Below are 13570 nucleotides of genomic sequence, written 5' to 3'. Positions count from 1 at the left end.
GCCGGCCGGGCCCTCGCGGCGCGGCGGCGCGGTCGCGCCGGGGACGGCCGGGCCGGGGACGGCCGGGCCGGGGACGGCCGGGCCGAGCACGCCGGCGGCACCGAACCCGCCGAACGCGGCTAGTCCAGGACGGGGGCGACGGAGCGGACGGTGTCGATCGTGTCGGCCTCGGCCGCGGACTTGTCGGGGCGGTAGCGCAGGACGCGCGCGAAGCGGAGCGCGATGCCGCCCGGGTAGCGGGTGCTGCGCTGGACGCCGTCGAACGCGATCTCGACGACGAGTTCGGGACGGACGTGCACCGTCCAGTCGTCCTCGCGCACCGCGAGGTCCCGCAGCGTGCGCGTCTGCCAGGCCAGGAGCTCGTCCGTGAGGCCCTTGAACGTCTTGCCGAGCATGACGAACCCGCCGGACTCGGGGTCGCGGGCGCCGAGGTGCAGGTTCGACAGCAGCCCGCTGCGGCGGCCGTGCCCCCATTCGACGGCGAGGACGACGAGGTCGAGGGTGTGGCGCGGCTTCACCTTGATCCAGCCGGCGCCGCGGCGGCCCGCCGTGTACGGGGTGTCGAGGGACTTCACGACGACGCCCTCGTGCCCGCGCGCGACGGCCTCGTCGAACATCGCCTTCGCCGCCGCGGGATCGCCGGTGACGAGCCGCGGCATCCGCAGGTGCTCGGGGACGATCCGGGCGAGCGCGGCGCTGCGTTCGGCGCCGGGCGCGTCGAGCAGGTCGGCGCCGTCCAGGTGCAGGACGTCGAACAGGTACAGGGTGAGCGGGACGGGTTCGGCGTCCTTCGCGGTGCGGGTGGCGGTGCGCGCGCCGGTCACCTGGAACGGGTGCGGGCGCCCGTCGGCCCGCAGCGCGATCAGCTCGCCGTCGAGCACCGCGTCGCGTACCGGCAGTTCCCGGACGGCCGCGACGACCTCGGGCAGCCGTTCGGTGATCTCGTCGAGGGTGCGGGTGAACACGCGGACCGTCCCGTCCGCCACGTGCACCTGCGCGCGGACGCCGTCGAGCTTCCACTCCACGGCGGCCTCCGCGGCGAGCTTGCCGAACGCCTCGTCGATGGACGGTGCCGCCGCGGCGAGCATCGGCTTCACGGGGCGCCCGACCTCGAGCGAGAACCCCCGCAGCCCCTCGGCGCCGTCGGCGAGCGCGGCCGTCGCGACCGGGCCGAGGGAGCCGCGCAGCATGAACGCCCGCCGGACGTCCGCCGCCGGGACGCCCGCGGCGGACGCGATCGCCTCGGCCATCAGGCCGTCCAGCGCCCCCTGCCGCAGTTCCCCGGACAGCAGCCGGACGAGGAAGTCCTGCTCGCCGCGGGTGGCGCGGCCCAGCAGCCCCGCGACGAGTTCCCGCCGCCGGGCGACCGACCCCTTCCCGGACACGGCGCCGATCTCGGTGAACGTCGCGTCGACCTCCGCGACGGTCAGCTCCGGGGCGTCCGCGGGCGGCGGGACGTCGCGCAGCGCCGCGTACCCCACGCCGATCTGCCGCTGCGGCAGCTCCCCGGACAGGTAGGCCACGACGATCGGCGCCTCCCGCGGCCCCGCCTCGCCGAGGCACGCGGCGAGCGCCGCCACCTTGGCCTTGCGTCCGGACGTCTCCGCGACGACCGCCGACGTCCGGGCGACCTCGTTGATGCGCACGCCTCCCATTGTGACCGGCCGGTCTGACAAACGGATCGGCCGGGGGACCTGGTCAGCGCGGGCGCGCCTGACTACGTTGACGAGCGTGGGGAGATCGTCGGGCGCGGACGCGGCGAGCCGGGAGGGCGCGGGCCTTCCGCGGCCGCCCGAGCCGTTCGAGCGCGTGTACTCGGCGCCCGACCCGCCGTCGCCGTCCCGCCGTCCCGGGCTGCTGGCGGTGCTGGCGGTCGTGGTGGCGCTGGGCGTCGCGGGCGGCGGGGCGCTGCTGCTGCGCTCGGGGGACGGGACGGACGACGCGGCGCCCCGGACGGCCGCGCCCTCGTCCCCGGCGCCCTCGTCGGCCTCGTCCCCGGCCTCGTCCCCGGCCCCGTCTTCCGCCGGGCCGATCGCGGCGCTGCCCGAACCGTGCGGGATGGTGACCGCCGAGACCGTCCGGCGGACGATCCCGGACGCGCGGCAGCGCGACAGCGCGAACTCCACGCTCACGACGTGCACGTACTCGTCGACCGGTTCGGCGTTCCACTGGCTGCGGGTGGAGGCGCACCTGTACGCGCCCGCGAACACCGCCACGCCGGTGGAGGACGCGCGGCGGTATTTCGACGCGCAGTGGCGGCAGGCGCACGAGGCGCCGCTCGTCCGGACGGTCACGCTGGAGCGGCAGCCGGGGCTCGGGGACGAGGCGTACCGGTGGTTCAAGAGCGACGAGGGGCAGCCGACGGTCGTGGGGCAGGTGACCGCGCGGACCCGGAACGCGGTGATCACGGTCAGTTACAGCGAGCGCGGCGAGGGCGCCGCGCGGGAGCGGGAGTGCCTCGACGCGGCGGCCGCGGTGGCGCGAGAAGTTCTCACGTCTCTACAATTCTGACCTGAATCGGCCGATCATGGCATATTTACTGTCAGTACCTTCTAAGGTGTGAGGGCAAGGGGAGGGAGTGCGCCGATCGGGTCCCCGGTTCGACGAAGCGATCGGCGCGCTGTTGATGCCTTCGGGGAGGAGGAGGTCGACGACGTGGCCGGGCCATCGGACGGAGTGTCCTGGGTGTGAACTCCCAGGTAGGCAACATGTCCTCGTCGAAGGGCCGCGGAGTGGACCACACTCCGCGGCCCTTTCCGTTGCCGGGGATGGACCATTGCTTCTGATTAGAGTGCCATTCGGTAATGTCATGCTCGACATCGAGATAAATGGCGCCCTCAACGAGAACACGTTATAGGTGTAAGGGGTCCGGTGCGTTCCGTACGCCGCGGGCGCGGCCGTCCGGGAAAGCGGCCCGGAGAACCGGGCGCACGCGCGGGGCGCCCACACCGGCGTCGCCCGCGGGCGGACGCTCTCCGTGAGGGCGCTCGTCCGGACCGGGGCACTCGCCGAAGCGCTCGTCGGGTCACCCGGCTCGGCCGAGGACACGCCCCTGAGGCCCCGCCTCCGAGGACGGGGCCGCGAGCGGCCTACCGGGGGGCGGGGATGCGGGCCAGAAGGCGCAGGGCGCCGGGGGAGACCCGCGACAGGGTGTGCAGGAGGTGGCCCTCGAAGTTGACCGGGACGACGGCGCGGTTCTTGATGATCGCGTCCACGACGCGCTCGGCGACCTTCTCGGGCGGGTAGTTGCGCAGCCGGATCGCCTTCTGGCCGCGCTCGTGCAGGCGGGCGCGCTCGGCGGGGCCGCCGCCGACGATCGTGGCGTTCCTGGCGATGCCGGTGTCGGCGAAGCCGGGGCAGACGGCGGTGACGCCGATGCGGTGCCCGGCGAGTTCGGCGCGCAGGCTCTGGCTGAGCATGAGGACGGCCGACTTCGTGGTGCAGTAGGCGGGCATCGACCGCCAGGGCGCGAACGCGGCGGCGGACGCGATGTTGACGATGTGGCCGCCGAGGTTCGGCTTGTCGGGCTTGTTGGGCAGGGCGGTGACGCGGTCGACCATCTGCCGGCCGAACAGGCGGGATCCGTGGACGACGCCCCACAGGTTGACGCCGACGATGCGCTCCCAGTCGTCCAGGCCGGTGTCCATGAACGGGCCGACGACGGCGATGCCCGCGTTGTTCACGACGATGTCGGGGACGCGGTGGGTCTCCTTGACCTCGGCGGCGAACGCCTCCATCGCGGCCCGGTCGGCGACGTCGACCTCGTACGGGGCGCCGCCGGGGCCGATCGTCTTGGCGAGCGTGACCGTCCGTTCGGCGGCGGGCAGATCGATGTCGGCCGCGATCACCGTGGCGCCCCGCTCGGCGAGCGCGAGCGTGATCGCCCGGCCGAACCCGCCGCCGGCTCCGGTGACGACGGCGAGCGCGCCGTCGAAATGCGCGAGGGGCATGCCAACCTCCGTGAACAGCGTCCCGATGAGCAGGCTCTAAGGTACTCAGCCGGAGGACGCCTCCGCGATGACGGTGTCGACCTCGGCCTTGCGCGCGGCCTCCTCGGCGGCGAAGCGTTCGCCGTCGAGCCGCTCCGCGATCTCCTCGTCCTGGTTCATCAGGGCGTCGAGGTCGGCCTTCCCCATATCGAGGACGCCCATGTCGTCGTAGGTCTGCCGGATGCGGTCGCTCCACAGCCCGATGTCCTTGACGCACGGGACGATCCGGCTGAACAGCAGGCTCTGGAACGTCCGCATGTACGGCGACTCGTTCACCATCTCGTCGATCTCGGCCGGCGGGATCCCGAAGTTCTCCCAGACCTCGCGGCCCCGGATGCGGTCGCGCATGAGGTAGCAGCCCTCGATGACGAACTCCTCGCGTTCGCGGAGTTCGGCGGGGGAGAGCTGCCTGTAGTAGTCGCGGAGCGCGAGCCGTCCGAACGCGACGTGCCGCGCCTCGTCCTGCATGACGTAGGCGAGGATCTGCTTCGGGAGCGGCTTGGTGGTGACGTCGCGCATGACGCCGAACGCGGCGAGCGCGAGACCCTCGATGAGCACCTGCATGCCGAGGTAGGGCATGTCCCAGCGCGAGTCGGCGAGGGTCTCGTCGAGGAGTTCCTGCAGCTTGGTGTTGATCGGGTAGACGAGGCCGATCTTCTCCTGGAGGAACTTCGAGAAGAGCTCGACGTGGCGGGCCTCGTCCATCGTCTGGGTGGCGGAGTAGAACTTGGAGTCCAGGTCGGGGACGGACTCGACGATGCGGGCGGCGGTGACCATCGCGCCCTGCTCGCCGTGCACGAACTGGGAGAACTGCCAGGACGCCGAGTGCCTGCGGAGCTCGCCGCGGTCCTTCTCCGACATCCTGTCCCAGTATTCGGTCCCGTAGACGGCGAGGGACTGGTCGGGAACGCCGAGCACGTCGTGCGGGTCGACCTCGAGGTCCCAGTCGATGCGCTTGACGGAGTCCCACTGCTTGTCCTTGCCCTTCTGGTACAGGGCGAGGAGCCGGTCGCGGCCGTCGTCGTACTCCCACGTGAACCGGGCCTCCCCGGCCATGGGGACGTTCCAGGTGGACGTGTCGACGGGCGCGGTGTACAGATCATGGGTCGACATGGCGTTCCCCCTCGAGGACGCAAACGTACGATGTACGTCTTACGTACAATGTACGTACCGTGACACGGCCCACCGGGGCTGTCAATGGCGAAGGGACGGGCGGCAACGTGTCCTCCGGCACTCCCGGGCGCGACGCGCCGGAGCGGCGCCCGGCCCTCACCCGGGGCCGGATCGTCCGCGCGGCGATCGGGCTCATCGAGCGGGAGGGCGCGGACGCCCTGTCGATGCGGCGGGTCGCGGCGGAGCTCGGCGTCGCCGTGATGTCGCTCTACAACCACGTCCCGAACAAGGGCGCGCTGCTGGAGGGCGTCGCCGAGCACGTGGTGTCCGGGATGGAGTTGCAGGACGACCCGTCCGCGCCCTGGCAGGAGCGCGTGCGCGCGCTCGTGCGGGCGTTCCGGACGGTCGCGCACGAGTACCCCCGCTGCATGACGATCGTGCTGACCCGCAGGTTCGACACGACGGTCGGGCTGCGGCCCGCCGAGCGCGCGCTGGCGCTCGCCGAGGCGGCGGGGTTCGACGGCGTCACGGCCGTCCGGATCATGCGGGCGCTGATGGCGTACGCGCTCGGCGCCCAGATGCGCGAGATCGGCTTCGGCAAGATGCTGCACCATCTCGACACGTCCCCGGCGGAGAACTTCGCGAAACTGGACGCCGCGACGTTCCCGCACGTCATCGCGCTCGGTCCCGAACTCGCCCGGCACGACCCGGAGGCCGACTTCGAGTTCGGGCTCGACCTGCTGGTCGGCGCTCTGGAGGCGCTGCCCCGCGCCCGCTCCGCGCGCTAACCGGTCGGTTCCCCGGCCGCGGGGCGGTCGGCGATGTACGGGCTGAGGCCGCTCCAGCAGAAGTCGGTCATGTAGCGGGCGGCGTCCTCGGCCGTCACGTCGGGCCGGCCGGTCTGCCACTGGGCGAGCCGCTCGCTCGCGCCCATGATGATCTGGGTGTACGCCTCGACGACGTCGGCGGGGGCGTCCGGGACGAACGTGCCGAGGACGCCCGCGATCAGCCCGCTCTGCTGCGCGCGCGCCTCGTCGAGGGCCTTCATGGTCTCGGGCGGGCCGATCGGTTCGCGCAGGATCATGGCGAACGACGCGCTGTGCGACGCGACGAACCCGAAGTAGGCGACCATGCCGCGCCACAGGATGTCGGCGGGGTCGGTCGCCTGGGCCATGGCCTTCTGGGTGACCTCGAAGAGCTCGGCCTTGGAGCGGCGCATGCAGGCGAGCAGCAGGCCGTCCTTGGAGCCGAAGTGCTCGTAGAGCATCGGCTTGGAGACGCCGCAGCGTTCGGCGATCTCGTCCATCGAGGTGGCCTGGTAGCCGCGTTCGCCGAACACCTGCTCCGCGACGTCCAGCATCTGCCGCCGGCGCTCGGCGCGGGACATCCGGCGTCGGTGGGGTGTGGCGGCACTCACAGGGAAATCCTCTCTGTTGGACCTACCGTCAGTAACCTACTCCAGGTAACTTACCGCTAGTAGGTAACGGGAGAGGACGGTTATGAGCGAAGGCGCACCGGCGATCGTCATCATCGGCTCCGGATTCGCGGGGCTCGGCATGGCGATCGGCCTCAAGAAGGCCGGATTCCACGACTTCGTCATCCTGGAGAAGAGCGAGGCCCTCGGCGGCACATGGCATGACAACACCTACCCCGGGTGCGCCTGCGACGTCCCCTCGCACATGTACTCGTTCTCGTTCGAGCTGAACCCCGGCTGGTCGCGGATGTTCGCGCCGCAGCCGGAGATCCGCTCGTACATGGAGCGGACGGCCGACAAGCACCGGGTGCGCGAGCACATCAGGTTCGGCGCGGACGTCGAGAGCATGGAGTACGACGACGCGGCCAAGCGCTGGAACGTGACGCTCGCCGACGGGACGGTCCTGACGCCGAAGGCCATCGTGTCCGGCATCGGCGCCCTGCACATCCCCGCGTTCCCGGACCTGCCCGGCATCGAGCGGTTCCAGGGCACCGCGTTCCACTCGGCCGAGTGGGACCACTCCTACGACCTCACCGGCAAGCGCGTCGCCGTCATCGGGACGGGCGCCTCCGCCGTCCAGTTCGTCCCGCAGATCGCGAAGGAGGTCGAGCACCTCGCGCTGTTCCAGCGGACGCCCCCGTGGATCCAGCCCAAGCCCGACCGGGAGTTCCCCGCGCCCGTCCGCAAGGCGTTCGAGAAGGTGCCGGGCGCGGCGCGCGGGTTCCGCAACGGCATCTACTGGACGCTGGAGGCCCGGGCCGTCGGCTTCACCATCGACCCGCGGCTGTCGGGCCCGATGGAGTGGCTCGCCCGCCGGCACCTGAAGCGGCAGATCCCCGACCCCGGGTTGCGCGCCAAGGTGACGCCCGACTACACGATCGGCTGCAAGCGGGTGCTGCTGTCCAACGACTACTATCCGGCGCTGACGCGGCCGAACGTGGAGGTCGAGACGTCCGGCGTCGCCGAGGTGCGGGAGCACTCGATCGTCACGAAGGACGGGCGCGAGTACGAGGTCGACTGCATCATCTACGGGACCGGGTTCAAGGTGACCGACGCGCTCGCCGAACTGCGCGTCACCGGGCGCGGCGGCGTCAAGCTCCAGGAGCTGTGGGCGGACGGCATCGAGGCGCACCGCGGCACGACGATCCCGGGCCTGCCGAACTTCTTCATGCTGCTCGGCCCGAACACCGGTCTCGGCCACAACTCGGTCGTCTTCATGATCGAGGTGCAGATCCAGCACGTGCTGAGCTGCCTGCGGCTCATCCAGGAGAGCGGCGCGGACGCGATCGAGCCGAAGCCCGAGGCGGCGCGCCGGTTCAACGACCGGCTGCACCGGCGGCTGCGCAAGGCGGTCTGGAGCGAGGGCGGCTGCCAGAGCTGGTACCTGGACGACCAGGGCGTCAACCGCACGCTGTGGCCGGGGCACACGTTCGAGTTCTGGGCGAGCAGCCGCAAGGCGAAGCCGGAGGAGTACACCCTCATCCCGTGACCCGGGACGCGCCGGGGCGGCGAGGGCCGCCCCGGCCCCCGCCCGCCCGGTCATTTCTCCGGCGCGAACATCGGCCGGTACCCGGCGATGAGCTGCCGGATCACCGGGCGCTGCTGGGCCGGTGTGCGGCCGCGCAGCCCGTGTATCGGGTCCAGGCCGTCGTAGTAAGGGGCCAGCGCGAGGAACGGCAGCAGCGCCAGGATCGTCGTGGCGAGGACCTCCAGGTCGGCGTCCGCGCGGATCTGCCCCTTCTCCTGCCACAGTTGCAGCGTCGGGTGGATGACCTGCAGGTAGTGCTGGTTGGCGGTGTCGCGGACGACCGACCGGACGGAGTTGTCGAGCTCGAAGTTCGTCGCCGCGGTGACGCCGCGCTCGAGCGGGTGCGCCTCCATGTACTCCGACCAGTCGCACATGACGTCGAACAGCCACTCGTCGAACTGCTGGTCGAAGTCGATGGCCGCCATGCGGCGCTCCATCTCCTCGCGGATGCGCCGGGACGCCTCGTCGCAGACGAACGCGAAGAACTCCAGCTTGTCGTTGAAGTACTGGAACAGCGAGCCCTTGGCGATGCCGGCCTCGCGGGCGATCGTGTTGAGGCTGCCGGTCGAGTACCCGTGTTCCCCGAACTCCTTCATCGCCACTTCAAGCACGCGCGCGCGCTTTGCGACGTTCAGGCGGAACCAGGTTGACGTCGGCATGGACCTCTTCGACTTTCCGTCAGGGAGCGGTAACCCGAAGGTCAGGATAACGGTCCCGCGCGTCCCATGTGACCTGAACGTCCCCGACGTCCGGACGTTTTCGCCGGTCCGGCCCCTTCTTCATGGTGATTCGACTACTTTCGCCGGACATGTGCGTATCGCTGGCCGAGGCCGAATTCACCGGAACGACCCTGTACGTCGGACGCCGCCGGCACCCGCGCCACGGCGCGATCGAGGTGCTCGGCTACGAGAACACCGCGCTGAACCTCGCGGACGGCCCCAACGCGATGCTCCTGCACCTGCCCGCCCGCACGATGACGCCGGACCACTTCGTTCCGGTCGGCCGGCACGGCGGGCGCGTCCTCGCGGCGATGGTGGACGCCGTGCGACCGCCGTCCCGGGGCGCGGGCGCCGCGGCCATGGACTGGATGTCGCACGGGCCGCGGGACGTCCAGGTGTTCGAGCACGACGTCTACACCGTCCTGCTGGCCGAGGACCCGACGCTGATCCCGGCCGCGCTGGCGCGCGTCCCCGGGCGCAGGCGGCCGCGTCTCGACCCGGCTCTGATGGAGTTCTACGCCGACCACTACCCGCGCCACTCAGTCGCCGTCTGCTGCTTCGACAACGCCGACGCGCGCCGCGCCAAGCCATTGCTCATGTGGTACGAGCCGCTCGACCCGGACGTCCTGGTCGCCCCGGCGCTGGACGCCCACACCGGCGGCCCGCCGGTGCCGGGCGAGCCCGTCGGGACCGACCACTGGGTCCTGTTCGGCGGTGACGATGCGCCCGGCGCACCGGTGGACTACCCGCGCGGGCTGCGCGGCAAGGTTCGCGACTTCCTGCCGGACACGGTGATCGGCGCGCATTTCGGCGCCGCGCTGCCCAACGGCGACTTCGCGCTCGCCCACGACGATCTCCTCGCGGGCCGGATCGACCGGATCGAGCGGCTGCGCCCGTCCGGGCGAGGGTGACGGCGGCGCACACCGGGGGCGCCTTCGGGCGGCTGGGGCCCGATGGCCGGATCCGGCGGATCGACCGGCTCGACAGGATGGGCCGGGAAGACGATCGACGAGCGCGTTCGTGCGCACATCCTGACAATCCGTGAGGAGAAATCACCCGCCGAAGTGAGCAATCGCCCGCCCGATGTTCGCCGCTCTTGTCCGGGCCATTCACCCCGTGCTTGGATTCGTTTCTGACAATTGTACTGATCGTCACTAGGCGGGGGAGGCGGACGGGTGCGTTCACGTTCGACCGGCGGAGTGCTGCTCGCGGGAGTGGGCGCGGCCGCCGTCCTCACGGTGTCGGGGGCGGCCCCGGCGATGGCGGAGCCGACACCGACCACGACCTCGTCGGACACGACGCCGCCGCCGACCGACACCGCCACGCCCAGCCCGCCGCCGGAGACGCCGACGCCGCCGCCCACCCCCACGCCGACCCCCACCCCCACGCCGACCGACCCGCCCACCCCGACCCCCACCCCCACGCCGACCGACCCGCCCACCCCGACGCCGACGGACGGGACGACGCCGCCCCCCACGCCGACCCCCACCCCCACGCCCACCGACCCGGGCGAGCCCACCGGCCCCGAGCGGCTGGCCCTGGAGCTGTCCGCGACCGGGACGACCGTGCGGCCCGGCGGGTCGATCACGGTGACGGCGCACTACTGGGCGTTCGGCGCCACCGCGAAGGGCGCGGTCCTGCGGGTGGCCGCGCCGGGCGCGACCGTCACCCCGGCGCGGCGGAACATCGGGACGCTCGGCTCGGCGGGCGGGAACGCGGCCGTGACCGTCGCCGTGCCGGCCGGCTCCGGGCCGCGCGCCGTGCGGGTGACCGCGACGGTCTCCGCGCCCGGCATGACGGCCGCGTCGCGCTCGTTCGACCTCGTCGTCACCGACCCGTCCGGCAACGTGCCCGCCGACCTCTCCGAGCTGACCTCGGGGTCGCTCCCGCCGGTCACCCCGCCGGGCACGCTGACGGGGCGGCCGTCGACGGTGCCGGGACTGCTCGGCGACATCCAGGCGCCGCGGGTGGCGCTCCCGCCGGTCGCGTCGCCGCGGGTCGCGCCGCTGTCGAACGCGGTCGTGCCGATGTCGAACCTGCGGGCCCTGCCGGAGGACGCGTCCCCCATCGAGGAGCTCGGCGCCCTGCAGGCGGGCGTGCTCGCCGCGCTCGGGTCGGCGGTGACGCTGGCGCTGCTCCGGATCCGCCTCGCGCGCCGCGCGGTCCCGCCGCCGCGCCGCGTGTACGGCCGGACGTACGGGCGCGTCGACCGGCGCGGCCGCCCGTCCAAGCACGGCGTGCGGATCGCGCTGCTGCCCGCGGAGCCCTACCGGCCGCGCCCCTGAGGCCCGGCCCGCCGTGCCGCCCCGGTCAGCGCGCGAGCCGGATCAGGATCCGGCAGACCTCCTCGAGGATCTCGCCCGCCTGGGTCTCGTCCTCGGCCGTGGCGATCTCCCGCCCGGCCTCGCCGATCACGGTGGTGAGGACGAGCCCGAGCACCTCCTCGGCGCGTCCGGTGGCGGGCGGCTCGCCCGCGCCCGTCCCGTCCCGGCCGCGCAGCAGCTTGGTGTTGCGGGCGACCCACCGCTGGGTGCGGCTGCGGCGCATCAGCGACGACCCGGGCGGGCCCTCGCCCGCGAGGAACAGCCGGGCCGCCTCCCGGCGCTCCCAGCACACCCGCAGGTACGCGCGGGCCCCCGCGATGAACTGGGCGATCGGGTCGCGCTGGCCCTCCTCGCGGGCGGCCGAGACGGCCTGCGCCGCGCGGCGCTCCTGCTCCCCGGTGAGCTCCTCCCACAGCGCCACGTACAGGCCGGCCTTGCCGCCGTAGTGGTGGTAGAGGCTGCCGACGCTGATGCCGGACCGCTCGACGATCTCGGCGATGCCCGCGTCGGCGTACCCGCGGTCGGCGAAGACCTCCTGGGCGGCCGTCAGCAGGGCCTGGCGGGTCGCGTCGGCGCGCGCCCACTGCCGCCCGCCGCCGCCCGCGGTCTCGCCGTTCGCCTCGGCGGCCTGCCGCGTCCTGCTCGTGCGCATCCCACCATGGTGCCAGGCGGGCGCCCGCGCCGCGCCGCGGCACGGGCGCCGCTGCCCGAGGTCGTGCCGGGGGACGGTCTAGTACCAGCCGACCCGCTGCGAGTGGCCCCACGCCTCGCACGGGGTGCCGTAGCGGGCGTCGATGTAGTTCAGGCCCCACGCGATCTGGGTGCGGGCGTTGGTCTGCCAGTCCGACCCGGCGCTGGCCATCTTGGTGCCGGGGAGCGACTGCGGGATGCCGTAGGCGCCGCTGGACGGGTTCTGGGCCCGCTCGTTCCAGCCGCTCTCCTTGGTCCACAGGCTCTCCAGGGCGGACCAGCATCCGCTCCAGCCCTTGAGCGCGTTCATCTGCTTGCCGATGGCCTTGTTCTCCGAGACGGTGGTGTCGCCGCCGCCCGCGGGCGCGTTCGGGAGGGCGCCGCCACCGCCGGACGCGGACTCCGGCTCGGGCTTGTCGAAGGAGCTCTTGACGGACTCGTCGCTGTTCTTCTCCGCCTTCTTCTGCTTCGCCTCCGCCTGCTGCTTCTCGTAGGCGCGCTTCTTGGCGGACGCGACCGCGTCGGCGGCGATCGGGTCCATCTCGGACCCTTGCAGCATCTCCAGCATCTCGTTGGCGGACATGTCCTCGGCCGCGATCGTCGGGGGCTCGCCGCCGTCGTCGCCGCCGATGGGCACGAGCACCAGGACGGCGGCGAGCACGGCCAGGCCCACCGCCGTGATGGTGACGTTGCTGGTGAGGACGCGCAGCGCCGTGCCGCGGTTCGGCTTGAACCGCGCGGCGGCCCGGGGCGCGGGCGACGTCCGGCCGGCGGACGCGTCCGGGGCGCCCCCGCCGTGCGGGGTGCTCGCGTCGGGCGGGGCGCCCGGGCCGGGCGGCGGCTCCGCCTCGGGGGGCGCGTCGGACGCGTACGGGTCGCCGCCGGGAGGCGGCGCCTCACCGGCGGCCTGGCCGCCGGCGTACGGGTCGCCCGCGGTGTACGGGACGTCCGCGGCGTACGGGGCCCCGGTGCCGTTCGGGTCGCCGGGGAGCAGAGCATCGTGCCGGGGGGCGTCCGCCCGGGCCTGCGCGCCCCGCTCGCCGCGGGCGAAGCGGGTGGCCTTCTTGGGGCGTCTGCGGTTGCCGTGACTCTGGGGCATAGGAGAAGACTGCCTTATCGGCGGGGAGTTGTGTCCGGTTCGCCGATTTTAGGGCTGTGCGGCGCCGTGCGGATCACCACCGTCGGCGTCCCCGAAGAACTCCAGGTCCCCGACCGCGACGCGCGCCGCCTGGAGCGCCTCGAAGAGCCGGCCGTGGCCGTCCCCGGCGAGACCCGCGAGGGGGCCGCCGGGCGCCTCCAGCGCGAGGTTCGCCTCGTTGACGCGCTCCCGGCCCTTCGCGGTGATCTGGACGAGCGCGGCGCGCCGGTCGCGCGGGTGCGGGACGCGGTCCACCAGCCCGTCCGCGCGGAGCTGGTCGACGGTGAGCGTCACGGTCGTCGGGTGCACCATCAGCCAGCGGCCGAGGGTGCTGAGGCCCGCCTGCCCGGAGTCGATGAGGGCGAGGGTGGTGAGGACGGCGTAGCCGGTGCGGCCGAGGTCGAACCGGCCGAGCTCCTCGTCGAGCGCCTTCCTCAGCAACTGGTTCAGCCGGGCCACCGCGCAGATGGCCATGAAGGGGCCCGGGTCGCCGCGCAGGCCCTGTCCGTCCCAGCGCTCCTTGATGCCGGTGACCAGCGGGTCCACGCCATCACTCCCGATTACGTCTGTGGTTCGTTGTGGCGGGTTTCGCACC

13 protein-coding genes are annotated in these 13570 nt (G+C 73.0%); 5 read left to right on the top strand and 8 right to left on the bottom strand.

Translation table 11 applies throughout. From position 1 onward, the window contains the following. Positions 1 to 119: 119 nt before the first annotated feature. Positions 120 to 1646: an ATP-dependent DNA ligase gene (locus ACFQ11_RS13630; protein ID WP_378298656.1), complete on the bottom strand. Its 1527-nt coding sequence runs from the start codon at positions 1644 to 1646 to the stop codon at positions 120 to 122. Positions 1647 to 1731: 85 nt separating this feature from the next. Here ACFQ11_RS13630 and ACFQ11_RS13625 point away from each other — a divergent pair, with 85 nt between their 5' ends. Further along, positions 1732 to 2511, top strand: coding sequence for a hypothetical protein (locus tag ACFQ11_RS13625; RefSeq protein WP_378298655.1), 780 nt, complete (start codon positions 1732 to 1734; stop codon positions 2509 to 2511). A gap of 578 nt (positions 2512 to 3089) precedes the next feature. Here ACFQ11_RS13625 and ACFQ11_RS13620 read toward each other — a convergent pair. Both ACFQ11_RS13620 and ACFQ11_RS13615 read right to left on the bottom strand, forming a co-directional pair. Beyond that, positions 3090 to 3950, bottom strand: coding sequence for an SDR family NAD(P)-dependent oxidoreductase (locus tag ACFQ11_RS13620; protein WP_378298654.1), 861 nt, complete (start codon positions 3948 to 3950; stop codon positions 3090 to 3092). A gap of 45 nt (positions 3951 to 3995) precedes the next feature. After that, complete coding sequence (locus tag ACFQ11_RS13615; protein WP_378298653.1) at positions 3996 to 5102, bottom strand: ferritin-like domain-containing protein; 1107 nt, start codon at positions 5100 to 5102, stop codon at positions 3996 to 3998. Positions 5103 to 5209: 107 nt separating this feature from the next. Here ACFQ11_RS13615 and ACFQ11_RS13610 point away from each other — a divergent pair, with 107 nt between their 5' ends. After that, the gene (locus ACFQ11_RS13610) at positions 5210 to 5890 is read left to right on the top strand and encodes a TetR/AcrR family transcriptional regulator (protein ID WP_378298652.1); all 681 of its coding nucleotides are present in this window, start codon (positions 5210 to 5212) and stop codon (positions 5888 to 5890) included. Here the strand turns inward: ACFQ11_RS13610 and ACFQ11_RS13605 are convergent. Beyond that, a complete protein-coding gene (locus tag ACFQ11_RS13605) occupies positions 5887 to 6489 on the bottom strand; it encodes a TetR/AcrR family transcriptional regulator (RefSeq protein ID WP_378298651.1) in 603 nt (200 codons plus the stop codon). The genes ACFQ11_RS13610 and ACFQ11_RS13605 overlap by 4 nt on opposite strands. A gap of 112 nt (positions 6490 to 6601) precedes the next feature. Here ACFQ11_RS13605 and ACFQ11_RS13600 point away from each other — a divergent pair, with 112 nt between their 5' ends. Continuing rightward, complete coding sequence (locus tag ACFQ11_RS13600; RefSeq protein WP_378298650.1) at positions 6602 to 8065, top strand: flavin-containing monooxygenase; 1464 nt, start codon at positions 6602 to 6604, stop codon at positions 8063 to 8065. Positions 8066 to 8115: 50 nt separating this feature from the next. On the opposite strand, the gene ACFQ11_RS13595 is transcribed toward ACFQ11_RS13600, so the two are convergent. Then, positions 8116 to 8700 (bottom strand): TetR/AcrR family transcriptional regulator, encoded by a 585-nt coding sequence (locus tag ACFQ11_RS13595; RefSeq protein WP_378298649.1) that lies wholly within the window; start codon positions 8698 to 8700, stop codon positions 8116 to 8118. 212 nt (positions 8701 to 8912) lie between these two features. Between ACFQ11_RS13595 and ACFQ11_RS13590 the strand changes: the two genes are divergently transcribed. Together ACFQ11_RS13590 and ACFQ11_RS13585 are read left to right on the top strand one after the other, a co-directional pair. Further along, entirely contained in the window at positions 8913 to 9734 is an 822-nt protein-coding gene (locus ACFQ11_RS13590) for a hypothetical protein (protein WP_378298648.1), read from the top strand. Positions 9735 to 9998: 264 nt separating this feature from the next. After that, positions 9999 to 11108: a hypothetical protein gene (locus tag ACFQ11_RS13585; protein WP_378298647.1), complete on the top strand. Its 1110-nt coding sequence runs from the start codon at positions 9999 to 10001 to the stop codon at positions 11106 to 11108. A 25-nt stretch (positions 11109 to 11133) separates the two neighbouring features. On the opposite strand, the gene ACFQ11_RS13580 is transcribed toward ACFQ11_RS13585, so the two are convergent. The 3 genes from ACFQ11_RS13580 to ACFQ11_RS13570 all read right to left on the bottom strand — a co-directional run bounded on the left by ACFQ11_RS13580 (position 11134) and on the right by ACFQ11_RS13570 (position 13521). After that, the gene (locus tag ACFQ11_RS13580) at positions 11134 to 11799 is read right to left on the bottom strand and encodes a TetR/AcrR family transcriptional regulator (protein WP_378298646.1); all 666 of its coding nucleotides are present in this window, start codon (positions 11797 to 11799) and stop codon (positions 11134 to 11136) included. A gap of 78 nt (positions 11800 to 11877) precedes the next feature. Then, complete coding sequence (locus ACFQ11_RS37845) at positions 11878 to 12936, bottom strand: aggregation-promoting factor C-terminal-like domain-containing protein (RefSeq protein WP_449193559.1); 1059 nt, start codon at positions 12934 to 12936, stop codon at positions 11878 to 11880. 48 nt (positions 12937 to 12984) lie between these two features. Next, complete coding sequence (locus tag ACFQ11_RS13570) at positions 12985 to 13521, bottom strand: MarR family winged helix-turn-helix transcriptional regulator (protein ID WP_378298645.1); 537 nt, start codon at positions 13519 to 13521, stop codon at positions 12985 to 12987. Positions 13522 to 13570: the final 49 nt, after the last annotated feature.

Origin of the sequence: Actinomadura sediminis, assembly GCF_042675525.1 — a bacterium.
GTDB classification, from domain to species: Bacteria; Actinomycetota; Actinomycetes; order Streptosporangiales; family Streptosporangiaceae; genus Spirillospora; species Spirillospora sediminis.
This window is presented reverse-complemented; position numbering and strand designations above follow the sequence as displayed.

Excerpts from the sequence above, each read along its gene's own strand:
- ACFQ11_RS13580 (WP_378298646.1), bottom strand. The coding sequence starts at position 11,799 with ATGCGCACGAGCAGGACGCGGCAGGCCGCCGAGGCGAACGGCGAGACC.
- ACFQ11_RS13600 (WP_378298650.1), top strand. The coding sequence starts at position 6,602 with ATGAGCGAAGGCGCACCGGCGATCGTCATCATCGGCTCCGGATTCGCG.
- ACFQ11_RS13605 (WP_378298651.1), bottom strand. The coding sequence starts at position 6,489 with ATGTCCCGCGCCGAGCGCCGGCGGCAGATGCTGGACGTCGCGGAGCAG.
- ACFQ11_RS13595 (WP_378298649.1), bottom strand. The coding sequence starts at position 8,700 with ATGAAGGAGTTCGGGGAACACGGGTACTCGACCGGCAGCCTCAACACG.
- ACFQ11_RS13615 (WP_378298653.1), bottom strand. The coding sequence starts at position 5,102 with ATGTCGACCCATGATCTGTACACCGCGCCCGTCGACACGTCCACCTGG.
- ACFQ11_RS13620 (WP_378298654.1), bottom strand. The coding sequence starts at position 3,950 with ATGCCCCTCGCGCATTTCGACGGCGCGCTCGCCGTCGTCACCGGAGCC.
- ACFQ11_RS13590 (WP_378298648.1), top strand. The coding sequence starts at position 8,913 with ATGTGCGTATCGCTGGCCGAGGCCGAATTCACCGGAACGACCCTGTAC.
- ACFQ11_RS37845 (WP_449193559.1), bottom strand. The coding sequence starts at position 12,936 with ATGCCCCAGAGTCACGGCAACCGCAGACGCCCCAAGAAGGCCACCCGC.